The 22,176-nt window shown below is 39.0% G+C and carries 25 protein-coding genes and 1 pseudogene; 7 read left to right on the top strand and 19 right to left on the bottom strand.

All coding sequences use genetic code 11. From position 1 onward, the window contains the following. Positions 1-3: 3 nt before the first annotated feature. From ZPR_RS08580 to ZPR_RS08525, 14 genes and pseudogenes are all read right to left on the bottom strand, one after another. Positions 4-1,335, bottom strand: coding sequence for an MBL fold metallo-hydrolase (locus ZPR_RS08580; protein ID WP_009779529.1), 1,332 nt, complete (start codon positions 1,333-1,335; stop codon positions 4-6). An 82-nt stretch (positions 1,336-1,417) separates the two neighbouring features. Further along, positions 1,418-1,621 carry a YgaP family membrane protein gene (locus ZPR_RS08575; RefSeq protein WP_009779528.1) on the bottom strand — a complete coding sequence of 68 codons (204 nt, stop codon included), beginning with the start codon at positions 1,619-1,621 and terminating at the stop codon, positions 1,418-1,420. A gap of 103 nt (positions 1,622-1,724) precedes the next feature. Beyond that, positions 1,725-2,976: pseudogene (locus tag ZPR_RS08570) on the bottom strand (FAD-dependent oxidoreductase). 393 nt (positions 2,977-3,369) lie between these two features. Next, positions 3,370-3,894, bottom strand: coding sequence for a DsrE family protein (locus ZPR_RS08560; protein ID WP_041578796.1), 525 nt, complete (start codon positions 3,892-3,894; stop codon positions 3,370-3,372). A gap of 72 nt (positions 3,895-3,966) precedes the next feature. Continuing rightward, entirely contained in the window at positions 3,967-4,608 is a 642-nt protein-coding gene (locus tag ZPR_RS23860; protein WP_013071253.1) for an efflux RND transporter periplasmic adaptor subunit, read from the bottom strand. Then, a complete protein-coding gene (locus ZPR_RS23855) occupies positions 4,605-5,072 on the bottom strand; it encodes an efflux RND transporter periplasmic adaptor subunit (protein ID WP_013071252.1) in 468 nt (155 codons plus the stop codon). Before ZPR_RS23855 ends, ZPR_RS23860 begins: the two co-directional genes overlap by 4 nt. Positions 5,073-5,075: 3 nt before the next feature. Then, entirely contained in the window at positions 5,076-8,237 is a 3,162-nt protein-coding gene (locus ZPR_RS08550) for an efflux RND transporter permease subunit (RefSeq protein WP_041578795.1), read from the bottom strand. A gap of 15 nt (positions 8,238-8,252) precedes the next feature. Beyond that, positions 8,253-9,599 (bottom strand): TolC family protein, encoded by a 1,347-nt coding sequence (locus tag ZPR_RS08545; protein WP_013071250.1) that lies wholly within the window; start codon positions 9,597-9,599, stop codon positions 8,253-8,255. Between the two features lie 91 nt (positions 9,600-9,690). Beyond that, the gene (locus ZPR_RS08540) at positions 9,691-10,086 is read right to left on the bottom strand and encodes a hypothetical protein (RefSeq protein WP_009779521.1); all 396 of its coding nucleotides are present in this window, start codon (positions 10,084-10,086) and stop codon (positions 9,691-9,693) included. Positions 10,087-10,261: 175 nt separating this feature from the next. Further along, positions 10,262-10,468, bottom strand: a complete 207-nt coding sequence (locus tag ZPR_RS22930) for a cation transporter (RefSeq protein ID WP_009779519.1) — start codon at positions 10,466-10,468, stop codon at positions 10,262-10,264. After that, a complete protein-coding gene (locus tag ZPR_RS23375) occupies positions 10,465-10,620 on the bottom strand; it encodes a hypothetical protein (RefSeq protein ID WP_009779518.1) in 156 nt (51 codons plus the stop codon). Before ZPR_RS23375 ends, ZPR_RS22930 begins: the two co-directional genes overlap by 4 nt. A 56-nt stretch (positions 10,621-10,676) precedes the next feature. Then, the gene (locus ZPR_RS08535; protein WP_230199239.1) at positions 10,677-11,174 is read right to left on the bottom strand and encodes a rhodanese-like domain-containing protein; all 498 of its coding nucleotides are present in this window, start codon (positions 11,172-11,174) and stop codon (positions 10,677-10,679) included. 19 nt (positions 11,175-11,193) lie between these two features. Then, on the bottom strand, positions 11,194-11,538 hold the full coding sequence (locus ZPR_RS08530; protein ID WP_009779516.1) for a rhodanese-like domain-containing protein: 345 nt from the start codon (positions 11,536-11,538) through the stop codon (positions 11,194-11,196). Positions 11,539-11,713: 175 nt separating this feature from the next. Beyond that, on the bottom strand, positions 11,714-12,373 hold the full coding sequence (locus tag ZPR_RS08525) for a peroxiredoxin (RefSeq protein WP_009779515.1): 660 nt from the start codon (positions 12,371-12,373) through the stop codon (positions 11,714-11,716). 116 nt (positions 12,374-12,489) lie between these two features. Between ZPR_RS08525 and ZPR_RS08520 the strand changes: the two genes are divergently transcribed. Then, on the top strand, positions 12,490-13,083 hold the full coding sequence (locus tag ZPR_RS08520) for a class I SAM-dependent methyltransferase (RefSeq protein WP_009779514.1): 594 nt from the start codon (positions 12,490-12,492) through the stop codon (positions 13,081-13,083). 59 nt (positions 13,084-13,142) lie between these two features. Here ZPR_RS08520 and ZPR_RS08515 read toward each other — a convergent pair whose 3' ends face one another. From ZPR_RS08515 to ZPR_RS08495, 5 genes are all read right to left on the bottom strand, one after another. Next, positions 13,143-14,561, bottom strand: coding sequence for an MBL fold metallo-hydrolase (locus ZPR_RS08515; protein WP_009779513.1), 1,419 nt, complete (start codon positions 14,559-14,561; stop codon positions 13,143-13,145). A gap of 127 nt (positions 14,562-14,688) precedes the next feature. Then, positions 14,689-15,570, bottom strand: coding sequence for a sterol desaturase family protein (locus ZPR_RS08510; RefSeq protein ID WP_009779512.1), 882 nt, complete (start codon positions 15,568-15,570; stop codon positions 14,689-14,691). Positions 15,571-15,576: 6 nt separating this feature from the next. Continuing rightward, positions 15,577-16,380 (bottom strand): sulfite exporter TauE/SafE family protein, encoded by an 804-nt coding sequence (locus ZPR_RS08505; RefSeq protein ID WP_009779511.1) that lies wholly within the window; start codon positions 16,378-16,380, stop codon positions 15,577-15,579. A 60-nt stretch (positions 16,381-16,440) separates the two neighbouring features. Then, on the bottom strand, positions 16,441-17,067 hold the full coding sequence (locus tag ZPR_RS08500; RefSeq protein WP_009779510.1) for a Crp/Fnr family transcriptional regulator: 627 nt from the start codon (positions 17,065-17,067) through the stop codon (positions 16,441-16,443). Further along, positions 17,064-17,450 carry a DUF983 domain-containing protein gene (locus ZPR_RS08495; RefSeq protein ID WP_040533278.1) on the bottom strand — a complete coding sequence of 129 codons (387 nt, stop codon included), beginning with the start codon at positions 17,448-17,450 and terminating at the stop codon, positions 17,064-17,066. Before ZPR_RS08495 ends, ZPR_RS08500 begins: the two co-directional genes overlap by 4 nt. A 199-nt stretch (positions 17,451-17,649) precedes the next feature. On the opposite strand from ZPR_RS08495, the gene ZPR_RS08490 reads away from it, so the two are divergent. From ZPR_RS08490 to ZPR_RS08465, 6 genes are all read left to right on the top strand, one after another. Continuing rightward, positions 17,650-18,135 (top strand): asparaginase domain-containing protein, encoded by a 486-nt coding sequence (locus tag ZPR_RS08490; protein ID WP_009779508.1) that lies wholly within the window; start codon positions 17,650-17,652, stop codon positions 18,133-18,135. A gap of 8 nt (positions 18,136-18,143) precedes the next feature. Further along, positions 18,144-19,073 carry a helix-turn-helix domain-containing protein gene (locus tag ZPR_RS08485; protein ID WP_009779507.1) on the top strand — a complete coding sequence of 310 codons (930 nt, stop codon included), beginning with the start codon at positions 18,144-18,146 and terminating at the stop codon, positions 19,071-19,073. 260 nt (positions 19,074-19,333) lie between these two features. Continuing rightward, positions 19,334-20,170: an RteC domain-containing protein gene (locus ZPR_RS08480; RefSeq protein ID WP_009779506.1), complete on the top strand. Its 837-nt coding sequence runs from the start codon at positions 19,334-19,336 to the stop codon at positions 20,168-20,170. Positions 20,171-20,480: 310 nt separating this feature from the next. Beyond that, entirely contained in the window at positions 20,481-20,765 is a 285-nt protein-coding gene (locus ZPR_RS08475; protein WP_009779505.1) for a helix-turn-helix domain-containing protein, read from the top strand. 3 nt (positions 20,766-20,768) lie between these two features. After that, positions 20,769-21,521, top strand: coding sequence for a hypothetical protein (locus tag ZPR_RS08470; protein ID WP_013071247.1), 753 nt, complete (start codon positions 20,769-20,771; stop codon positions 21,519-21,521). Further along, on the top strand, positions 21,505-22,167 hold the full coding sequence (locus ZPR_RS08465) for an ATPase (protein WP_009779503.1): 663 nt from the start codon (positions 21,505-21,507) through the stop codon (positions 22,165-22,167). Before ZPR_RS08470 ends, ZPR_RS08465 begins: the two co-directional genes overlap by 17 nt. The last annotated feature ends 9 nt before the right edge of the window (positions 22,168-22,176 follow it).

Below are 22,176 nucleotides of genomic sequence, written 5' to 3'. Positions count from 1 at the left end.
ATTCTAATTTTTAAAATCGTTAATATCTTCACTTAAATCATAGACAATAGTGCCTTTTATCTTTTTTTGAAGGATACTGCTTCCCGCTGCACTACGATAGCCACCGGCACAATGCACCACGATAGGCTTGTCCGTCGGGATTTCATCGGCTGTTTCTCGCAACTCATTCAATGGATGAGAAACGGCACTATCAAAAAACTTTCCTTCTTCTACCTCACTTGTATTACGAATATCGACAATGGTATAGTTATCAGGGTTTTTCTTGAAATCTGCCAAATCCAGCTTTTCGGTTTTTACCAGATTTTCATTAGCAAGCGTGATGACTTTTGTAAGCTGTTTTTCGTAGCCGATTTTTGCCACGCGGTGTAATAGGATGTCCTTATTTTCGGCGCTATCTATTACGAGGGTAAATGCTTCTTTAGGCTCAACAATAGAACCTAACCACGTCTCGAACTTCGCATTTTCTGAATTTGCCTGTATGTTGATACTTCCCTTTAAATGACCTTTTTTAAAGGTAGCTTCTTCCCGAATATCGACTATAAGTCCTTCAGCAGTTGTCTTTTCAGTAAATGGAATATCCTCGATTGAAGGTTGTAAATCAGCTGCACCGGCTTTATTGATATCCACGTCAAAGCCAAAATAGGACGGAATAAACGGCTGGCCATCGAGTATGGTGTCCATAAATTCTTTTTTGGACTGTTCTTTAAAAGCCCAGTTGCCCATACGTTCATTGCCCAAGGTGCTACTGTTGGCATCCCTCAAATTTTTTCCGCATAGCGAACCAGCACCGTGTGCGGGATAGACCACGGCATCATCTGGCAAGTCGGTAAATTTATTTTGGATAGTGTCATACATCATCTCGGCAAGTTCCTCTCGTTTTGCTTGCATATTTCCTGCCTTTTCACGCAAGTCTGGACGGCCTACGTCGCCAATAAATAATGTGTCGCCCGTAAACAATGCCGTGTCTTCGCCTTCGGTGGCCACAATGGTTATACTGTCTGGCGAATGTCCAGGTGTGTTTATCGCTTTGAGGGAAATTTTTCCCAATCTAATCTCGTCGCCTTCATCAAAGGATTGATGCGGATAGTCAGCGCCCAGTTTTTCACTATTGTAAATGGTTGCACCTGTCTTTTTATGGATTTCAAGATGCGAACTCACAAAATCGGCGTGTGGGTGGGTTTCTATTACGGCAACGATTTCTGCGTTGTTCGCTTTCGCGAAAGCGTAATACTGCGATGGGTCGCGCTCTGGGTCAATGATGGCTACCTTACCTTCGCTTGCGATGGCATACGAATAATGTGCCAGCGGTTTGTATTCAAATTGTTTGATGTTCATAATTTCCAAATTTTATATAAAAATAAAAAAGGTCACAACCAATGGCTGTAACCTTAGATACACAACTCTAAATTTCAAGCGTTTATTTTCTTGGACACGTATTCAATCCTACCAACTTATACAGCGGACAAAAACTTATAAAACTGGTCAATAGAAATACGGCCGATAGCGCAAGAAGAACATACGCCAAGGTACCTTCGATAATTCCTTGCCAGTATAGCACACCTACCGTTATTGCAATAATGGTTCTGATAATGCGGTCTGCACCGCCCATATTTTTTTTCATAATCATTTATTTAAAAATTGTATTGACAAAACAAGTCCTGTAACTATTGCTGCACAAAGGATACAGACAATGACCAATTTTTTTATTCTTTGCCTGTCCAATGCTATACATCCTTACCTTTCAACATTTTGTTCCAATATAGGTAGGGAAGTCCGTATTTTTTGAGCATCCATAATCTCCAATGTTCTTTGGAACTATCAGAAATAAATAGGTTTTTCAATTTTGGGTCTGGAATAAAATTTTTATCATAGTCAAACTCTGCCAATACCATTTTTCCATAGTCGGTAACGAGTGGGCAGGAAGAATAACCGTTATATGATTTCTTGCCCATTTTATCGTGTTGAATAAGCAAATCGATATTATCTACCACTACAGGTACTTGCTTGCGTATGGCGGCTCCCGTTTTTGCTGTCGGTAAGCCGGCCACGTCTCCCAGCCCAAAAATATTTGCGTACTTATTATGTTGCATTGTGTGCTTATCCACATCCAACCATCCAGCATCATTAACCAAATTAGACTCTTGAACAAATTTAGGTGCTACAGATGGTGGTGCGGTGTGCAGCATATCGTAGTGGATGCCCGTAAGCTCGCCATCTTTTTCTACTTTTACACCATTGTCTTTGTTGTGATAGCCTTCGTGTTCGGCCATTTTGTACCAAGCTATCTGATTGGGTCCGTCAATTTTTACCAGCTGGTGGCCCAGTCTTAAATCAATGTTTTTTCGGTCAATGACTTTCATTAGGGTTTTGGCTATTTCCTTTACCCCAAAAATTACGGTACCTGCGGTGGCAAAAACCACTTTGGTGTTTTTTCTTACCCCAGATTTTTGAAAATGGGACTCTGCCAGATACATTATTTTTTGCGGTGCACCACCACACTTGATAGGTGTTGTAGGTTGCGTGAAAAGCGCTGTATCTCCCTTAAAATTCTTTACGACGTGCCACGTATGCTTGGGGTCTGTATAGTTACTACACACCACACCATTATCTATAGCATCTCCCAGTCCGGGAACCAGACTGAAATCATAAGTGAGCCCGGGTGACACGACCAGATAGTTATAGGTAATATCGCCACTTACCTCTGTATGTACCGTGTTGTTGTCTGCATCAAAACCTGGTGGCCTTGTCCATTATCCACTTTGCACCTTTAGGCATTACGTCTGCCATAGGCCTGCCCGTTTTATCATAGTCGTAAGTCCCTGCACCTACGAGCGTCCAAGCAGGCTGATAGTAATGCGTATCTGCCGGTTCAATGATTGCGACACTATTGGATTTTTTCTGTTTTAAGAGTTGTGCGGCCACCATAATACCGGCGGTACCGCCACCTATAATGAGCACTTGATGATGCGTTGCCATAGTTTTTGTATTTTTAAATCTTTTAAAGATATGGGTTGTTATCTTAAGGATTGGTAACCTTTGTTACACATCTCGCAATCGATTGAAATAATTCTTAAATTTATGGCATACGCCAAGACCTATTATAGCCGTACTGACCACGTCTAATTACAAATTTATTTCGTGTTTATATTAGTTCCATAAAATGAATATTCCTTTTGAATGTCCGTTATGTTTCATAAAAGAGTCGTCACCTTGAACTTGACTCAGGGTCTCACTTAATAACCTTTGATTTTAAGAACTTTGTGAGATTCCGAATCAAGTTCGGAATGACGCAGAGATTAATTATTGCAGATAGTGGATTATCGATATTCCTTTAACTATTAATAAGTATATTTACTAGCCTCAAAATAATTAGGGAACCATCAAATATCCCTCACTTTCTAAAATTGGTAGGGTTAGCAATGCCGATAAGGTAACTTCCCAAGATGGGTTCAACTCGTCTTGTTCAATTTTCATACCTGCCACAGTTTGTCCACATAAGTATAATTTGACCCCGGCATCATCAAGTGCTTTTACCAGATTTGTGTTGGGGTTCTTCTTTTGGTGGCGTTTTTCGTAAGCTTGGTCGGTCAAACTTATGGCAATGGCTTTTCCGTGAACTACCGCCGCTATTTGCACGTTTTGATCGGGTACCCCAGCGGCTTTTAATAAATTGAGTTCCCTTGCAATTTTCCATAACCTCATATTTACTCCTTCTTTTTCTGCATTATTATCTATGTTGAACACTAACTTATAGGTTTTTTTTACATCGGGCTGGAAACCCAGGTCTTTATTAAAATGGATTTTTCCGTAACCTTTAATTCTCGGATTGCTCCATTCCTGCGCCATAATTATTTGTGTGAAAAGGAGTAAGATACCCCAAAAAATTGTTTTCATAGTATTTCTGTTTATTGTTTAGTAATTAATTGTTTAAAATAAGTGAATCTTAGATCGGTTTAGGAAAGCTCTTTAATTATTTAGCTGTTTTTTTGCATTTACCGCTTCTATAGCCATTCCGTTTTTAAGGGTTGAATTTCCTTTTAAAACAACTTGATCTCCGCTATCAAGATTTCCGAATATTTCTATCATTCCATCTTTAGAGATTCCCGTTGTAATAGGAATCATTTGAATTTTACCCGACTTGACCTTTGCGATTAAGGTTTGGGTTGGGGTGGTTATAATGCTACTGGCAGGAACTTTTAAAGTAGGTTGATTACGCCTTAATTGCAAATGAACCTGTGCATAGGCTCCAGCACTTAAGATATTAGCTGAATTATCATAATCAAATTCAACCATTAGCGAACGTAGCTCAGGATCGAGTGCCCTACTGCTACGGGAAAAACTGACCGGAAACTTTTTTCCGGGAGCACCATTCACAGTAAAACTGGCCTTGGTATTTGCAGAAAGGGCATCTGCGTGTTTCGAAGGAATAGCCACTACCAGGCGCAATTTATCTTCCCGCGCCAATTTTAAAAGTGGTTCCTTTCCGCTTCCTACCAAGGCACCTGGGGAAACAAACCGGCTGGTAACCACCCCATCAAACGGCGCCTTGATATTACGATATCCCGCCAACTGCGCAGCGGCCGATAGTTCTGCTTTTACAAGCCTCAAAGCAGCACTGTCACCATAAAACGCGTTTTGGTCTGTTCAAGTTCTATTGATGATATTGCACCTTCAACTTCAGAAGCTCGGTTCATCCGTTGGTAGTTTTGTGCACTAAAACTTAGCTTTTCAGCTATTTCACGCTGCTTTGCCCGGGCGGCCAATAATTTTTGTTGAATTTCCGGAGCTTCAATATTTAATAAAATTTCTCCTTTTTTTACTAAATCTCCTCGATCTACATTTAGCTTTTCAACAAAACCTTCAATTTTGGCATATAAAGTCACCTCTTCATAGGGTTTTAGTTCACCGGGAAGGGAAAGTTTATATTTTAACGTATCACTTTTTACGTTGGTAACCTGATAGGTAGGTTTTAAAGGTTTATCTTCCTTCTTTGCTTTGTTTTCAGCATTACCACACGCCATTAAAAGAAGGGTAAGTAAGGAAAAAGAAATAGATTTTATGTAAAATTTCATTTTTTAGGATTTTAAGTTTTTTTGATAGTATTTACTGTGCTGATCGTCTGGATCTAAAGACACTTTTTTAGGCTGGGTATTTGCATAAGCGATTGTATAGATAAATGGCAAAACCAGTAGGGAGGTAAAAGTTGAAAATACCAATCCTCCAATTACGGCCTGTCCCAGCGGGGCGACCTGCGATCCGCCATCACCAAGTCCCAGTGCCATTGGGATCATCCCGGCAATCATTGCCAGGGCGGTCATTAAAATAGGTCGAAAACGGGAGGCTACCGCCAATAGGGAAGATTCGGCCGCATTTTCCAGTTTCTCTTTTCTAAAAAGTTCGCTCTGGTTGATAATAAGTACCGCATTGGATACCGAAACCCCTACGGCCATAATCATACCCATATACGATTGCAGGTTGAGTGTACTCCCCAAAAGTGATAAACTTAAAAGACTGCCCGCCACCACAGCAGGTATAATCCCCAAAATAACCAAAGAGGTTTTAAAAGATTGATAGTAAGCGGTCAGCATTAAGAAAATTACCACAATGGCGACCAGCAATCCAGATTGCAAGCCCGATAAAGTCTCGCTAAGCACATTTACCTCTCCGGCCATTCTAACGCTATAGCCTCTTGGCGGGGCGTCCAATTCGCTAAGAATTTTACGAACTTTCCGGGAGGCACTTCCCAAATCGGAGTGATTGGTGTTTGCGGTAACGGTTACAAAACGGTTAGGGCCTTTTCGGTTTACCTGTCCCGGTTCGGTCGCCAAACTCAGATCTGCCACATCATCAAGGACGGGGCTCATTGCCCCCGGCTTTAGCGGAAGGTTTTGAAGATCATTCAATGAATTAACCTGATTTTCCGGTAATTGAACCTGAACCTGAAAAACCAGACCTGAATTTGGATCTACCCATACATTTTTACTTACAAAACGGGAAGAAGACGTCGCCGTGGTAAGTGCCGTACTCACCTCACGCATTGTTAGTCCCAGTTGTGCGACACGTTCACGATCTACGTTTATCGAAATACTGGGATAATCAACGGGTTCATTCAAATGCACATCGGTCAGGTAATTTTCATCTTTTAAGGCATCCGTGATCTTATGGGCATACAAAGTAACCTGATCCAGGTTTTTTCCTAATACTTCAATAGCAATAGGTGTGTTGTAGCCTTGACCCATAATTTTTTCCACAAGTTCCATCGGTTCGAATGTAAATTGAAGTTCAGGAAACTCATTTTTAAGACTGGTACGCAAATCGTCTTTCAGTTCATCCACCGGTACATCAAACGATTCCGGTAGCGAAAACTGTAAAATCGCTTCCTGCGAACCGCTGGTAAATAAGAAAATAGGGTTAATTGGTGTATTTGGCGAATGCATTCCAACGAATCCTGAAGTGATCTCCAGTTTGTCAGGTGCAATTTGTTCTCGAATGTGGTTTTCTACAGCCAGCACATACTCTTCCGTTTGATCTAAAGCAGAACCCACCGGGGCTTTTATCCGCAACTGTAAATCCTTAGAACCGCTGGGTGGCAGAATATCGGTCCCGATGGAAACAAATAAAACCCCTGACAAGGCTATTACAACCAACAAATACCCAAAGAAAATAGGCTTTTTATAGCGTTCCTTCTGCTGAATAAATTTTAGGTATCGCCCCTTAAACCTATCAAACCGGGATTTCTTTGTATCGGAATGTTTTTGGGGATGCTTTTTCATTATCCAATTGGCCACCACAGGAATAAAAGTCTGTGAGGCCAAAAAAGAAGCAATCATTGCCGAGCCTACCGCAATGGATAAAGGCATAAACATATCCCGGGGAATTCCTACCATCATAAATGACGGAATTAATACCGCAAGAATACATAGCAAAATTAGAAGTTTTGGTATCGAAATCTCCAATAAAGCATCTAAAATCGCTCGTTGTTTGGTTTTTTCCATTTCAAAATGCTGATGAATATTCTCAATGGTGACTGTAGCCTCATCTACCAAAATACCTATGGACAATGCCAGACCACTTAAGGTCATAATATTGATCGTCTGCCCCAGCAGGTATAACATAATTATAGCGGTGAGTACCGCAATCGGGATGGTGAGCACCACAATTAGAGCCCCTCGTTTATCTCCAAGAAACAGCAGTACCATTAGGCCGGTAAGGACTGCTCCCAAAATTCCTTCGTGCAATAAATTGGAAAGGGCATTTTCAATATAGGTAGACTGGTCGAACACGAATTTGATCGATACGTCCTCCGGCAAGGCGTCCGATAACATCGGCATAGCATCCTTTAGGTTATTTATGGCGGCCAGGGTAGAGGCATCTGCTTTTTTAATGATGGGCAGATAAACGGTACGCTTTCCATTAGCGAGGGCATACGCGGTGGTTTTATCGGCCCCGTCGGTAACAGTGGCCACGTCTCGAACAAATACCGTAGGTCCCGAACCGGTTTTGACGGGTGTATTCATAAAGTCTTCCCTACTAAGTTCCAAAGTATTGACCGGGGCCATATAATTGGTGTTCCCTATCTGAACATTCCCGGCAGGGGAGGGGAAATTATTTTTAGCTACCGCCTCTAATATGTTATCAGCGGTAAGCCCATATGCCTGCATTTCTTCAGGCTTTACATTAATCACCATCGTGCGCACATTTCCGCCAAATGGTGCCGGTGCACTAATTCCTGGAATATTTACAAAGGAAGGTCGAATACGGGTAATGGCCAGGTTTTGCAGCTCTCCGGTAGACCGCTGGTCACTCTCAAAAACTATTTGGCCAACCGGTTGTGCACCGGCATCAAAACGCACTACTTGAGGGGGGACTGCTCCAGGAGGTAAAAAAGCCATGGCGCGGGATACCTGGGTGGCCACCTCGGCCTGTGCCTGTGCCATATCGGTACCGGGATAAAAACTTAACTTCATCAAAGTTAATCCTTGCACACTTTTAAATTCCATATTTTTAACACCACCTACAAACACGAGTACCTTTTGAAACTCATTGGACATAAATCCATCCATGTAGGCAGGGGAAAGCCCTCCGTAAGGCATCGCGATATAAATTGCCGGCGCTTCTACTTCCGGAAAAATATCTACTTTAATTTTTTGAATGGCCAATACCGAAAAATAGAGCAGCGCAAGGACTGTCACGATGATGGCTATCGGTTTTCGTAAAGCGAATCTGATTATATTCATTCGTTTTCTATTTTTTTAGTTGAATACTGTGGTGAGCACTGAAAAATCGGCTTGTGTATAGGCATAATTGTTCCAATATTGCCAGTAATCATAATACGCCTGTATTCGTGCTTTTTCGGTAAACTGAAGGGTTTGCTGAATTTGCAATAAGGTGGTTAGGTTTATCAAACCACTTTCGTAACGTACCTTAAATAAGCGGTACGATTCGGAAGCTGAACGATAGGCACCTTCCGCTTCCTGAATTTCTTCCTTTGATTTTTCAATATGAAATTGCAGTGAATTTTGCTGTTCATTTAAAGAGCGTTCCACAACTTCCTTTTCTTGGGAAACCCGTTCCTGCTCCTGTTGTACTTTTCGCGTTTTTAATCCTTTGGAATACCATTGGCTTAAATCCCACGTAAGCCCCACGCCCACCAGGTAATTACTGATGGGTAACTCATAACTGTCTTGAAAAGCCTGACTATCATCACCAAATCCAACTCCTCTTGCCAGTCCCCCGGCAAGCAAGGAAACATCGGGTAAAACCTGATGGTTCACCATCTTTTCACGTACTTTGAGCGCTTTATCCTGTTGCTCTTTTGCCGTTATTAATGGGTGGCTAAGGGCTGAATCGTTTATTTCAGCTTTCTTGATCGAAAAGAATGGCTGTGGGACATTTTCATTCATTACCTCAGTGCCGGTATATTCCAAAAGCTGATTTTGAAAACGGTTGGTTTGTCCTTCCCATTTTTTCTGTAGAGCGACGGCTTGCTTCAGGCTTGTCGATGCAATTAAGGAATCGGCAGCAGATGCCAGTCCAGATTGTACCAGACTGGAAGATAATTGGAGTAAATTTTTATTGCGCTGGGCTTCCCGCTTGGCCCAGCCTTGCATAGCTTTACCATGAATCCAACCAAAATACGCTTGAGTGACCTGATGTTTTAGCTTAAGCGCTTCGATATCAAAACTCGTCTGCGCCTGATCTTGGTTTACCTGAGCTAGTTGAACCTGATCCCTGTATTTTCCAAACCGAAGAAAATCCCATTTTAGCGTAGCCGAGGCCATAGCGTTTACCGCGGTATTTCCATTAATACCTTCGCCACTGACGTTAAAAAAACCGGGCAATGGAACAAAGGCACCGGCAGCACCTTCAAAAGTCCCAAATGTATTTTGCGCCTGCAGATTAAGGTCAGGTAGGATTTTTTGTTTAGCGAGTCTATAATCGTAATCGGCAGATTTAATGCTTGAGACTTCTGCTTGTAACCCGGGATAGGCAGCAGCCTTTTGATAAAGTTGTGACAACGGAATATTTTCTGAAGTTTGTGCAGAAGTAACTGAATACGATAGCGCAAAACATCCCATTATCAGCATTCCATATTTCATAATGCTGTGTTTTTAAAATGATAAATAAAAATCAAAGGGAGTTCATACCGAAAAACCCGGTATCAACGAAACAAAGAAATGGATGGAATGTTTATGCGTAGTATTGCAAACGCTGAAACTGAATATAGAATGGCGGACTGCATCCTAAGGGTAAGGTTTTTATAACATATTTTCTTTTCCTAGACTTTGCAAAAAGCAAAAAACTCACCAAAAAAGAAGCATATAAAGAAAGTAAAAGCGCCTGAGAATCCTGAACAAATTTTACAAGAAATACAAAATTTGATGAAATGGCCTCAACAGCATTTTTTATCCCTTTTTTACAAATTGAAAAACTGCTGACCTCAGTTTCTGGAAGTGTTTTTTCTGAATGCTGGTAATAATTTTCTACATCACCGTTGTTTACCCAATTAAGCACACTCTTTTTTAGCGCACACGAATTGGTAACGATCATCCAAAAGGAAAAAAATATGAGGATATATTTATGCATTAGAATAAGGGCAAATTTAAACAAAAAAAATAATTAGCCTTGTTTGATTATATCTTTTCAATCCTGTCCAAAATAAATTTTAAACACGTTTAATTTGAGCAATTTAGTTATTTGACCACTTGTTTTTGCCTTTTCCAAACAACTTATGTATGATTTTACTTTGTTCACAATCGCATTATCTATATCTTCCGTTGGATCGCCCATTTGTGAGTGTGCGCTCTGCGTTGGCGAGGTCAGTTACAGTTTCATAAGAGAAGGTAACTTCTGAAGTTGCGTTACTTATCGCTACTTCGTGAATATCTGATAACTTTAACAATCGTACAGCGATGCCATTTGTGCAACCGGCACACTTCACATTCTGTAATTTTAGTGTTGTTTTCATTTTAATCTATTTTCTATTTGGGTCAAGCGTTCTTCTATTTTCATTAATTTGTGAATGATGATGATGTGTGTTTTTTTGGCATCGATACCAACAGGACTTTCATCACTATGTATTTCTTTTTCTATGGTTTCATATTGCTCTTTTTCCGTCATCACTAAGAATCTAAAATAATTTTGAATTATTCTCTAAAGTCGTAGGCTATATCAACTTAATAAGCCTTAACCCCTTTATCCAGCCATTGTCCCCAATGTTTGTTGTAAGGATGTATTTCTTGGGTAGGTCCTTTATCATTTACCACGATCTTACCTTTATTGAGCCATTCAAAAATGCCTCCATATAGATTATGGATATCGGTAAAGCCTTCTTCTTGTAATTTTTCTGCAATTTTTTCGCTTCGGTATCCTACTGAACAATAGAGAATTATTTTTTTATCTTTTGGAATCTCTTTTACTCTACGCTTATTAAAAGATAAAAAACCTACCCAAATCGCCCCATCTATACGGCTTACCTTGAATTCCTTTTTTGCTCTTGTGTCCAGGAAAATAACATCCTTATTGGGTTGAACTTCGTTTGGCGAAATCTCATTTACAGAGTGCGTTAACAATGTGTCCAGCATTTTTTGATACTCTGGATTGTCCACGGGCTTTTGAGCAGCCGTGGTCAAGGCAAATAGGGTAACCGCAAAAATCGTCAGAAGAGTCTTCATATTTGTTTGATACATCGGGCTATTTTTTATACGGCCAGCCCATATAACCGCCTTTCAAATCATAGATTTTCTTAAAACCTAAAGAGTCTAACTTCCTGGCTGCCTGCTGACTTCGGTTTCCTGAACGACAGTAGAGATAGACAGGTTGTTCTTTATTCAGCTTACCAAATTCTTTATTGAACGTTTCTTGCTGAAAGAAGTCGATATTCAATGCGTTTTTAATTGCTCCTTCGCTAAATTCTTTTGCAGTACGTACATCTATCAACTGAACATTGTTGTTTTTGATGGCTTCATTAAATTCTGAAGCTGTTAAGATTTTTAATGTGTCGTTTTGTTGCGCATTTGCGCCAGAGAGAGTGCTCATAAGTATTATAATTATTGCTATTTTCTTCATTATTTTTCACTACCAATAAAATTTAAAATTAAGGATGAAGAAGTAAGAAGTTAGTAACCTATGTTACAGTAGTCCAAAAAAGAAGCGACGATTACTCGTCGCTTCCCTACTAACCAACCTTAACTTGCAAAACCAACTTGATTGCTTACAAGAATTTTTTCGCTAAATAAAAATCTACTTTTTCACAGCTATCATCTGCGATACGTGCTTCCATTTCTTCAAGATTTTTTGGTGGCGGCACAATTACCTTGTCGCCTTTTTTCCAGTCCAGCGGCATAGCCACGCCGTGTTTATCTGAAGTTTGCAAAGCCTCAAGGGATCTTAAAATCTCGTCCATATTTCTACCCACGTTAAGCGGATAGTACATAATCAAACGGATTTTCTTTTTAGGGTCGATAAAGAAAACCGCGCGTACGGCTGCAGTTTCACTCTCGTTGGGTTGCAGCATTCCGTAAAGCTTTGAAACCTTCATATCGATATCTGCAATAATCGGGAAGTCAAAATAAACCCCTGTTTTTTCCCTTACGTTGGCAACCCACCCTAAGTGAGCGTGTATGCTATCGATGCTTAATCCAAGAAGTTCCGTGTTAAGTGCATCAAATTCTTCTTTACGGGTTGCAAAGCCACTCATCTCGGTGGTACAAACGGGTGTAAAGTCTGCTGGGTGAGAGAACATCACTATCCATTTGTCCTTTGCAAAGTCTGCCATCTGGATGTCGCCCTTAGTTGTCTTTGCTTTAAAATCGGGGGCTTCGTCGCCAATTCTTGGCATTGATGTTACGCCATTTTCAATTGTGTTTTCCATAGTATTTCCCTTTGTTCTGAGGTATAAAATTATGCAGAATACCGTGCAAAGACAGTAACAAGAGTTACATAAACCGCGATTAATTCTTTTTATATTGTTGATTCAATTATGGATGTATGAATTACAAGAACACTTTCAATTTAATCGGCAATGTTGACATCTACGTGATTGACCAAATCCTAAAAGGACGCTATCAAGAAGGTCAATCCATCCTAGATGCGGGATGCGGAAAGGGCAGAAACCTAAAATGGTCTTACCAAAACGATTTTGAGCTGTACGGAATAGATAAGGATGTTGATTTTCTCGCTTTCGCGAAAGCGGAATACCCAGAATACGGCAAAAATTTTAGTGTTGGAAGTTTAGATAAGTTACCGTACGACCAAAACAGTTTTGACCATATTCTATGTTGCGCTGTTTTGCATTTCGCACAAAGCCAAACCCAATTTACCGCTATGTTTTCAGAATTGGTTCGTGTACTGAAACCCAATGGCTCATTGCTCATTAGAATGGCATCAAATATTGGTCTGGACGGTAATGCCCCAGAAATCACATATAAGGAAAATGGGCAAAAGGGGACATATTATCTTACTCGTGAAAGGATTGAAAACTTACTAAAGGAATTTACGGTTGAGCTCATTGAACCCGTAAAAACTACTAATGTACAAGATGAGCGAGCGATGACCACATTAGTATTTAAGAAAAAATCCTAAAAATATAAAGCGACAATCACTTGCCGCTTTATACTCTTTGCTTTACTAAAACCAAGCTTTTATTTTAACGTGGATGGGCACACATAATCGGTGGTTTCCACTCCTGCTTCTTTTATAGCCTTAAAACCACCCTGAACATCAATTAAGTTGTGGATACCCCTGCTTTTTAAAATGGAAGCTGCAATCATACTGCGATAGCCACCTGCACAATGCACGTAAAAAGTTTCATTGTCTGGATATCCGGCTAAGTGGTCGTTAATTTCGGACAGGGATGTATGGTTTGCATTAACAACGTGTTCACTCTGGAACTCCCCTGACTTTCTTACATCAAATACGGGAACATCATTATTACTGTCATCTTCAATCTGTTTAAACTCTGTTGCTGGAATGGAAGTTACCGTGTCATATTCTTTGCTCGCTTTTTTCCAAGCTTCAAAACCACCATCGAGATAACCCATCGTATTATCGAAACCTACACGCGATAAACGTGTGATGACCTCTTCTATGCGGTCTTTATCTGCTATCAATAAAATAGGTTGTTGAACATCTTTTATCAAATCGCCCACCCAAGGCGCAAAACTACCATCGATACCTATGAAAATTGAGCCGGGAATATGCCCTTTGGCAAAATCGTTCTGGTGTCTCGTGTCCAACATTACGGCACCTGTTTCATTGGCGGCCGCTTCAAAGGCATCTGGGGACAGGGCATTTTCGCCTTGAGCGATGACGTCATCAATATCCTTATAGCCTTCTTTGTTCAGTTTTACATTCATCGGGAAATAGGCTGGTGGCGGCAGTAGGCCATCGGTCACTTCTTTGATGAACTCTTCTTTGCTCATATCGGCACGCAGCGCGTAGTTCATTTGCTTTTGGTTGCCCAATGTATCCACGGTTTCCTTCATCATATTCTTGCCACAGGCCGAACCTGCACCGTGTGCGGGATAAACCGTAATATCATCTGCAAGGGGCATTATTTTATTGCGCAGGCTATCGTAGAGCGTTCCGGCCAATTCTTCCTGTGTCATATGTGCTGCCTTTTGCGCAAGGTCTGGACGGCCAACATCGCCTAAAAAGAGCGTATCGCCCGTAAACAACGCGTGGTCTTTTCCGTTCTTGTCACGCAACAGATAGGTAGTGCTCTCCATTGTATGTCCTGGTGTATGCAGTACTACAAAAGTCAATTCGCCCAATTTGAATTCCTGCCCATCTTTTGCTGTTATCGATTCAAAATTTGGATTGGCATTGGGCCCATAAATAATGGGTGCACCCGTTTTTTCTGAAAGGGTTACGTGACCCGAAACAAAATCGGCGTGAAAGTGGGTCTCAAAAATGTATTTGATTTTTGAGCCTGCCGCTTCCGATTTGTCAATATAGGGTTGCACTTCACGCAACGGGTCTATGATGGCTACTTCGCCTTTGCTTTCAATATAGTAGGCTCCCTGCGCCAAACATCCAGTATAAATTTGTTCGATTTTCATACTATTTGATTTTAATGTTTTTTGAAATTACGCTTTCCTGCCTGCTGGCAGGCACGACGCGAAAGCTGAATTACTTTTTTTATATGATAAAATTATGCGGCACAATACTGTTTTTCAGTAACCAATGTTACGCTTCTTTGGTTTTCTTAAACGGATATTTCATCTGTTCCAAAAAAGTTCTTGGAAAATTAGTGTCGTCTTCAAAGCCTAATTCGATATCCCTACCACTTTTGGGAACGTAGGCGGTTCTAAAAAGGTAATCCCAAATACTCAAGGTAAGACCAAAATTCATCCCATATGGATGTTTTTCTGGCAATTCTTTGGAATGATGCCAAATATGCATACGAGGATTGTTGAATACGTAGCCTAACTTTCCATAGCTCCAGTCAAGGTTTGCGTGATTGAGATGGCCTACAAAGACGGCAAACATATGCACGACAAAAAATTGCTCGATACCGAAACCTATCAATGCAAATGGGACATATTGAATGGATTTATAGACGATGGTTTCCATAAAATGAAAACGGAACTGTGCGGCAAATCCCATTTCCTTTACGCTGTGATGAACCTTATGGAATTGCCATAGCCACGGTACACGATGTAGCAATCTGTGAACGTTCCATTGGATGAAATCTGCAACGATGAACATTATAAAAAGTTGCGACCATACGGGAAGTGTCTGCACCTCTAATGCCACAATATTTGTAATACCAAATAGGCCCAAGAAGTCATTAAATAATGCTACGCCAACATTAGATAGTGCATTGTAACCAATTAAAGAAAACAAGAAGAAATTGAAAAGAATGTAAAAAGCATCAAGCCAGAACCCTTTTCTAATTATAGACTGTTTCTTTCGCCAAGGCACAATAATTTCCAATAGAAACACGAGTAAGGATAATGCTAACAACCAATAAAAATAATTGGTCCAAGATGGGTCGGATATTTCCTTGCCAAGATAATTCCAGTAACCTGAAAATGAATTTAAGATGATGTCAATATACTTTTCCAAAATCTGTTATGTACTTAATTCCTTATAAATAATATAGACTCCCATTATGAGCACAAACCATCCGAATGCCTTTTTCAATTTTTTACCATCAATAAATTTATTAAGCCAAATCCCAATAAAAATACCCACTATTGAAATTCCTGTAAAGATCAATAGGAATGGCCAATCAATATCTAAATTTTGTACATCTCCCAAAAACCCTATTAACGAATTAATAGCAATTATAAAAAGAGAGGTTGCAACTGCTTTTTTCATTGGTAATTTGGCTAAGAGTACCAAAGCAGGGATAATCAAGAAACCACCTCCTGCGCCTACCATTCCGGTTACAACTCCTATGAAAAGACCTTGTACACTCAATAAAAGATAATTAGATTTTTTTTCAATTACTTCGGAATTAAACTGCCGATTTCCATTGCGAATCATAGTAATAGATGCCAAAAGCATTACAATGGCAAAAAAGAGCATAATGGCCAAATTTTTTGTGACCATAAAATTTTTAACATCAAAAAGTTGTTCTGGAATTACTGGGATTAAATAAGCTCTTGTTAAATATACAGCTGTAAAAGCGGGAACGGCAAAAATAAGGGCTGTTTTAAAATCTACTTTACCCTTTTTCATATTTTTAATTGCTCCTACCAATGAAGTTGTACCCACCACAAACAACGAGTATGCTGTAGCTATTATTGGGTTGAGAGAAAGTGCATATACTAAAATGGGAACGGTAAGAATTGAGCCACCACCGCCAATTAATCCTAAAACGAGCCCAATGAAAAGCGAACCTATGTATCCTAAAATTTCTACAATTTCCATTTGTCAAATCAATTATGGGACAAATGTACTTGTAGGTATATTAAATTTTTGTAACTGATGTTACAAGACTTCAATAAAACTTCTATGTAATATAATTTTTTTATCGTTTTCCATTCTTTTAAGCAGTCTGGAAACCACGACACGACTTGTATGCAAATCTTGAGCTATCTCTTTATGGGTCGTGTAAATATGCTTACTATTTAAAATTTCAATTTTATTCTGAAGATACTTTTCCAATCGTTCGTCCATATTGTTGAACGCAATATTATCAATGCTTTCAAGCATTTCCATCATACGCACGTGATAACTTTCAAAAACAAAATTGCGCCAAGTTTTATATTTTCTCGACCATTCTTCCATTTTACCAATAGGTACCATAAGTAGCTTTGCAGGTGTTTCAGAAACAGCGTGTATTTCGCTCTTTGTATTTCCCATACAGCAAGTCATCGTCATTGCACAGGTGTCGCCTTTTTCAAGATGGTATAGTAATAACTCTTCTCCATCGGCATCGGGACGCATTATTTTTATGCTTCCAGAAAGTAATAAAGGCATCGATTTAATATACTGACCAGGTTTTAATAAATCTTGCCCTTCGGGTACTTCCATAAAGGTTGCGACCTGGTTTATTTCGTCTATAAGTGCTGGTTCAAATACAGAGCCATAGTGTTTTTTTAGTTCTTGAATCATCCTTTTACTTTTTTAGCAACCTCTGGGTCGTATTTGAAAAAGAAGTGCGCCCAAATAGATTTTGAAACGGCACCTATGTAGGGCATTAATAAAAACAGACCCAAAACGATATAACCAAAAATGGCCAATGGATGTCTTGCTAATCCTGTAAAATAGGTCAGGACGAAAACAGCAACACCTACTGCAATTCCCACCCCATAAGACACATACATTGAACCAGTGTAAAAAGCAGGTTCAATACTATATTTTAGTCCACATTTCGGGCAAGACTCTTTGACCTTGTTCATTTTGGAAAGCTTGTAAGGGTGCGCTTCAAGAAACTCCCCTTGCCTACATTGCGGGCACTTTAAAAACAAGAGACTGTAAAGATAAGGTCTTTTCAATTTTTTTCTTTTAATAACAAAAATATTAAGAATTGATTCCAATCTTGGTAACTGATGTTACATAAAGAAACTTTAAAAAGAAGTAGGTTCGTAATAAAAGAACTTTAAAACAGTATATGGTTTGAAAATAGGGCAACAGTTGCGTAAATGCAAGAATTCATTTTAGTTAAATTTAATAGTTCAGTTAGAATCTATTGATATGATACAAATATTCACTACCGGTGGCACGATCGAAGGGTTGGACTATGTAGATGGAAAAGGCATTACCCAATCAAGCGTTACTATTGAAACCTTTCTTGAAAAGGCGAATGTTGATTTTGAATACGCTGTTGAAAGTGTGTTTAAAAAGGATAGTAGGGCTATTGATGAGAAAGACATACAACTGTTAGTACAAAGGATTAGAAATGCTAATTCAACAAAGATTTTAATAACCCACGGTACTTTTACAATGGAAGATACCGCAAAATATATCGGCAAACTCAACCTGAAAAAAACCATAGTACTGGTTGGATCTTTTATTTTGGGGTCATCTGCAGACACTGATGCACCATTTAATTTAGGCTATGCAATAAGCTCATTACAGCTTCTAAAACCGGATGTTTATATTGCTATGAACGGACAGGTTTTACTTTGGAATAATGTTTCAAAAAATTTAGAAACCAACAAATTTGAGCGCAATGAGTAGGAATATAGATGTTTGGAACTTCAATACACTGGACAACGTTTTTTTATCTTTTAATAGATACGGTAATTTTATTGCTTGCCTTTTATTTTTCAAGAAAGAAAACTCGCAGTAGCTTAAGACGATTTCTGTATCTTGGCTATTTGTTTATAGCCTATAATGCTACTGGTGGATTTCTGCCAGCAGATAATTTTCCTGGACCTTTAATACTTCAATACATCATTACTTATGGTGTGGCCATTGCATTATGCGTTTATATTATTTACTACCTATATAAAGAGTATGATATTGTTGTATTGAAGTTTAACTCCTCAATTAGAAATCTTGCGATAATGGCGAGCGTTAGCTTTGTAGTTTTATTCTTGATACCGTATTTTCTAACAAATTCCTTGGAGGCAGCTCGCTTTCTTTTTACGATTCCGATATCCATAATGGCATTCATATTTCTCATTATTTTTTACCGTCGCATTTCAAACCCAAGAAATCCGAATGCCTTTATTTTAAGACGGAACAAACTTTCTATGGTAAGTGTAGCGAGTATAGCCTTGTTACCAATATGCACCGTAATAGGTGATTATCAATGGATAACCTTTACTGTAATGAACTTAGCCTTCTTTGCCATCACAGCTATTGAAGTAGACAGGTATTTATACTTTTTAGAAAATAATACACGGATGTATGAAGTATTTGCTTTAAAGAAAAAACAGCGTGAAGAGTCCATAAAGCAAAAGATCATCTATGAGGATTTGACGCGACGGGAAATTGAAGTAGCTTTATCGATCTTGAGTAATTTAAGCTATAAGAAAATTGCCCACGAACTATTCATTGCCGAAAGCACCGTATCAAAACACGCATCAAACATCTTTAAGAAAACCGGTGTAAAGAACCGGCGTGAGTTTTTAAAGCGGTTTCGCCAAAAAAAAATGAATAAATTGCCTTAACAATCACCTAAGTGTTTTCAATGTTTAACAAAGTTTCCGTAGAGAAATACGGTTTATTCCGTAATTAAATACGGCAAGATTCCCTTGTACGTTTACCTAGACCGACTATTTTAATTTGGGTTCTATAAATACCCCAATGAGCCACAAATTAAATTACCCGTGGTATTCATTTATACCGTTTTACAGGACTATGATCTCATCTAACTAATCGTATTAACTAAATCCGATTTCTATGGTTTCATATCAAAATACACCTGCTTATGAACTCACAATTATTATCAAAAAAGCTATTAGAGGATCTGGATGAAATAAGGGTTCAAAATGAAAACATTTTAGAATGTGCTTGGCGCTCTATAAAAGCCTGCCGTAATTTATTAACTGTTTATAAAAATGAAATCCTCAGTAAAGAATTTAAAACCATCAAAGAAGAAATCCAGTTCTTTAAAGAGACCAAACAGGTGCCATTAATAAGACTTATCTACTTTTCTGAAATCTATTCGTTTGAAGTCCAATTCCCTAAGGGGAATAAAGATTGTCAATTAAAATTCCTTAAAAAGAAAATCAACAAACTAAATCGCTTCTTTCTCTATAACATTGATTTTGGTCGATATGTCAATTCTGGTGCTACACATTTTGACAAGGAATATTACACACGGGATTATTTGGAAACCTTTCATATCACAACATCCAAATTCTACTTCCAAGATCCTGATTTTTGCACTCCAAGAGATATGCTTTTGGGAAAATACAAGGCATACGATTGTTTAGTGACCTATTTTGATGAAAAGAAAGATAGGGTTCATAATGGACTAAATGGAAAACACGAGAGGATCAAACCAATGGAAAAAATTGATTGGCCGTTTTCTAACACAGATTATGTGGAACTGCTGTACGCACTATGTTCAAAAGGATTGGGAAAACGAAATAATCAAGGAATTATGCAAGTTTCTAAGAAGTTGGAACAAATTTTTAATATTGAACCGAAAGACATCTACAAAACCTTTCAGGACATCAAAAACAGAAAAAAAAGCAGAACGCTATTTCTTGATGACCTAAGCACTTCTCTACTTTCTGAAATGAATAGAAGTGAGGAATAAATCTTAAATTCCTTTATCAATATTATGTTTTAAACTGTTTAAAAAATACCGTAGTACGGTCGAACTAAGGTTTTTCGATTTTTTAATGAATTGTCCTCTTTTCGCTTTCTCAAAAGCATACTTAGACCTATCAAAATCGAGTAAAATAAAACAAATTTAAAGAAGTTAAATTTTGACCGTAGTACGGTCGTACTGTGGAATAAAATTCAATAAACCTATTCAAATTTGTAGAACGAAAGTTAAATCAGGTCAGGGACTATCAATTAAAAACACAAGACCAGATAGTGTCTTTCCACAAAACCGTTCTATTATGCCGACAAGTATTATTACTACAGACGACCTTCGAGAATTCAAAATGGAACTGCTCGATGACATCAAAAAACTACTTACCAATCAGTCCAAAGGAAAACTAAAAAAGTACCTCAAATCTTCTGAAGTTATGGATTTACTTCAAGTAAGTCCAGGCACTTTACAGAATCTTCGTATCAATGGCACATTACCTTACACCAAAGTAGGTGGAATTATCTATTACGATACAGAAGAAATTCAAAAAGTAATGGAAGCCAACCGTGTGCAGCACGGTTTAAATTCTTAACCGATGAACTATATAAAGCTACTTAACGCGGCTTTTGAAAAGTTCTATTTTGATGACCGTCTAAATCCTACCCATATCAGTTTGTATATGGCGCTGTTCCAGGAATGGAACAGTTGCCGTTTTATGGACGAATTTTATGTTAACCGTAGGGAGCTGATGCGCGTGGCCAAAATCGGGTCAAAATCAACTTACCACAGGTGCATCACCGAGCTTCATTCCTGGGAATACTTATCCTACTTTCCATCCAATAATCCGTACAAGGGCAGTAAAATCAAGATGTCCATTATCGGTACAAGTGATGAACCTGTCTCGGGACAGTACAATCCCATATTGGAACAGCTTGCGGAACAGTACTATCCCAGAGGTGTAACACTTGAGGGACACCACCATCCCAAAAATGGACAGGCTACGTACCAACACCGTCCCATAGGTGGACAAGCATTGGTATCTAATACAAACAATATCAAACAAGAAAACCTAATAAAACAGCCAAAGGACTGTCTGGCTGTCGTTGATTTTTTTGAAGAAAAGAATTTTGATAAAGCTGAAGCTGAAAAGTTTTACCAGCATTATGCTGAACGAGATTGGCAAACAGGCGATGGCGAACCGATTCGAGATTGGCGAGCTGTAGCCATCAACTGGATGGACAGAACCGAATTATTTGAATTAGAAAACAAGCCAAAGAAAAAACTACCGTCCCAAATCAAGGACAACTTACGAACCACTAAAACTAAAGACTATGGACAACCCCTCTAAAATTACGGAAGGCGGCGTGGAATATTCGCTCGGCAAATTTGATGGAAAAAGTGTTCTTTACGACTTTCCAAAAATTCTGATTTACGTGAATGCCAAAGGCAAACTATTGTTCGGCAAAAAATTCAGGATTTACGATGAGGATAAGGATATTCTGCTTAAGCTTTGTTCATATTTCATAAGAGACAAAGAGAACTGCAAGAACTACGGAATTGACATTGACAAAGGGATTCTACTTTCCGGACCAGTAGGCTGTGGCAAGACCAGTTTGATGAAATTGCTACGACATATCGTTCCATTACAACGACCCTATGAAATGATTCCTTGTCGTAACGTGACATTCAGCTTTAACCATCTCGGTTTTAAAACGGTCGAAGAGTATGGTAATACAAAATTCTATTGTTTTGATGACTTGGGTGTCGAACCTGCCGGTCGTTTTTATGGTAAGGATTTAAATGTGATGGGTGAAGTACTGTTATCCCGATACGAACTCTATTTAAGCACCAAAAGAAAAATAAAGACTCACGCCACGACCAACCTCAATGCCGAGGAATTGGAAGAACGTTACGGCAACCGCGTTCGTAGCCGAATGCGGGAACTCTTTAATTTAATTGCTTTTGATAAAGGGGCTGGGGATAAGAGGAAATAATGTAAAAAA

This window comes from Zunongwangia profunda SM-A87 (genome assembly GCF_000023465.1).
Classification (GTDB): domain Bacteria; phylum Bacteroidota; class Bacteroidia; order Flavobacteriales; family Flavobacteriaceae; genus Zunongwangia; species Zunongwangia profunda.
The sequence above is the reverse complement of the archived record's forward strand: the minus strand, read 5'-3'. Positions and strand labels throughout refer to the sequence as shown.

What these genes read in the sequence shown, in the direction of transcription:
- ZPR_RS08580 (WP_009779529.1), bottom strand. Translation starts at nt 1,335, where the DNA reads ATGAACATCAAACAATTTGAATACAAACCGCTGGCACATTATTCGTAT.
- ZPR_RS08575 (WP_009779528.1), bottom strand. Translation starts at nt 1,621, where the DNA reads ATGAAAAAAAATATGGGCGGTGCAGACCGCATTATCAGAACCATTATT.
- ZPR_RS08560 (WP_041578796.1), bottom strand. Translation starts at nt 3,894, where the DNA reads ATGAAAACAATTTTTTGGGGTATCTTACTCCTTTTCACACAAATAATT.
- ZPR_RS23855 (WP_013071252.1), bottom strand. Translation starts at nt 5,072, where the DNA reads ATGAAATTTTACATAAAATCTATTTCTTTTTCCTTACTTACCCTTCTT.
- ZPR_RS08550 (WP_041578795.1), bottom strand. Translation starts at nt 8,237, where the DNA reads ATGAATATAATCAGATTCGCTTTACGAAAACCGATAGCCATCATCGTG.
- ZPR_RS08545 (WP_013071250.1), bottom strand. Translation starts at nt 9,599, where the DNA reads ATGAAATATGGAATGCTGATAATGGGATGTTTTGCGCTATCGTATTCA.
- ZPR_RS08540 (WP_009779521.1), bottom strand. Translation starts at nt 10,086, where the DNA reads ATGCATAAATATATCCTCATATTTTTTTCCTTTTGGATGATCGTTACC.
- ZPR_RS22930 (WP_009779519.1), bottom strand. Translation starts at nt 10,468, where the DNA reads ATGAAAACAACACTAAAATTACAGAATGTGAAGTGTGCCGGTTGCACA.
- ZPR_RS23375 (WP_009779518.1), bottom strand. Translation starts at nt 10,620, where the DNA reads ATGACGGAAAAAGAGCAATATGAAACCATAGAAAAAGAAATACATAGT.
- ZPR_RS08535 (WP_230199239.1), bottom strand. Translation starts at nt 11,174, where the DNA reads ATGAAGACTCTTCTGACGATTTTTGCGGTTACCCTATTTGCCTTGACC.
- ZPR_RS08530 (WP_009779516.1), bottom strand. Translation starts at nt 11,538, where the DNA reads ATGAGCACTCTCTCTGGCGCAAATGCGCAACAAAACGACACATTAAAA.
- ZPR_RS08525 (WP_009779515.1), bottom strand. Translation starts at nt 12,373, where the DNA reads ATGGAAAACACAATTGAAAATGGCGTAACATCAATGCCAAGAATTGGC.
- ZPR_RS08520 (WP_009779514.1), top strand. Translation starts at nt 12,490, where the DNA reads ATGAATTACAAGAACACTTTCAATTTAATCGGCAATGTTGACATCTAC.
- ZPR_RS08515 (WP_009779513.1), bottom strand. Translation starts at nt 14,561, where the DNA reads ATGAAAATCGAACAAATTTATACTGGATGTTTGGCGCAGGGAGCCTAC.
- ZPR_RS08505 (WP_009779511.1), bottom strand. Translation starts at nt 16,380, where the DNA reads ATGGAAATTGTAGAAATTTTAGGATACATAGGTTCGCTTTTCATTGGG.
- ZPR_RS08500 (WP_009779510.1), bottom strand. Translation starts at nt 17,067, where the DNA reads ATGATTCAAGAACTAAAAAAACACTATGGCTCTGTATTTGAACCAGCA.
- ZPR_RS08490 (WP_009779508.1), top strand. Translation starts at nt 17,650, where the DNA reads ATGATACAAATATTCACTACCGGTGGCACGATCGAAGGGTTGGACTAT.
- ZPR_RS08485 (WP_009779507.1), top strand. Translation starts at nt 18,144, where the DNA reads ATGTTTGGAACTTCAATACACTGGACAACGTTTTTTTATCTTTTAATA.
- ZPR_RS08480 (WP_009779506.1), top strand. Translation starts at nt 19,334, where the DNA reads ATGAACTCACAATTATTATCAAAAAAGCTATTAGAGGATCTGGATGAA.
- ZPR_RS08475 (WP_009779505.1), top strand. Translation starts at nt 20,481, where the DNA reads ATGCCGACAAGTATTATTACTACAGACGACCTTCGAGAATTCAAAATG.
- ZPR_RS08470 (WP_013071247.1), top strand. Translation starts at nt 20,769, where the DNA reads ATGAACTATATAAAGCTACTTAACGCGGCTTTTGAAAAGTTCTATTTT.
- ZPR_RS08465 (WP_009779503.1), top strand. Translation starts at nt 21,505, where the DNA reads ATGGACAACCCCTCTAAAATTACGGAAGGCGGCGTGGAATATTCGCTC.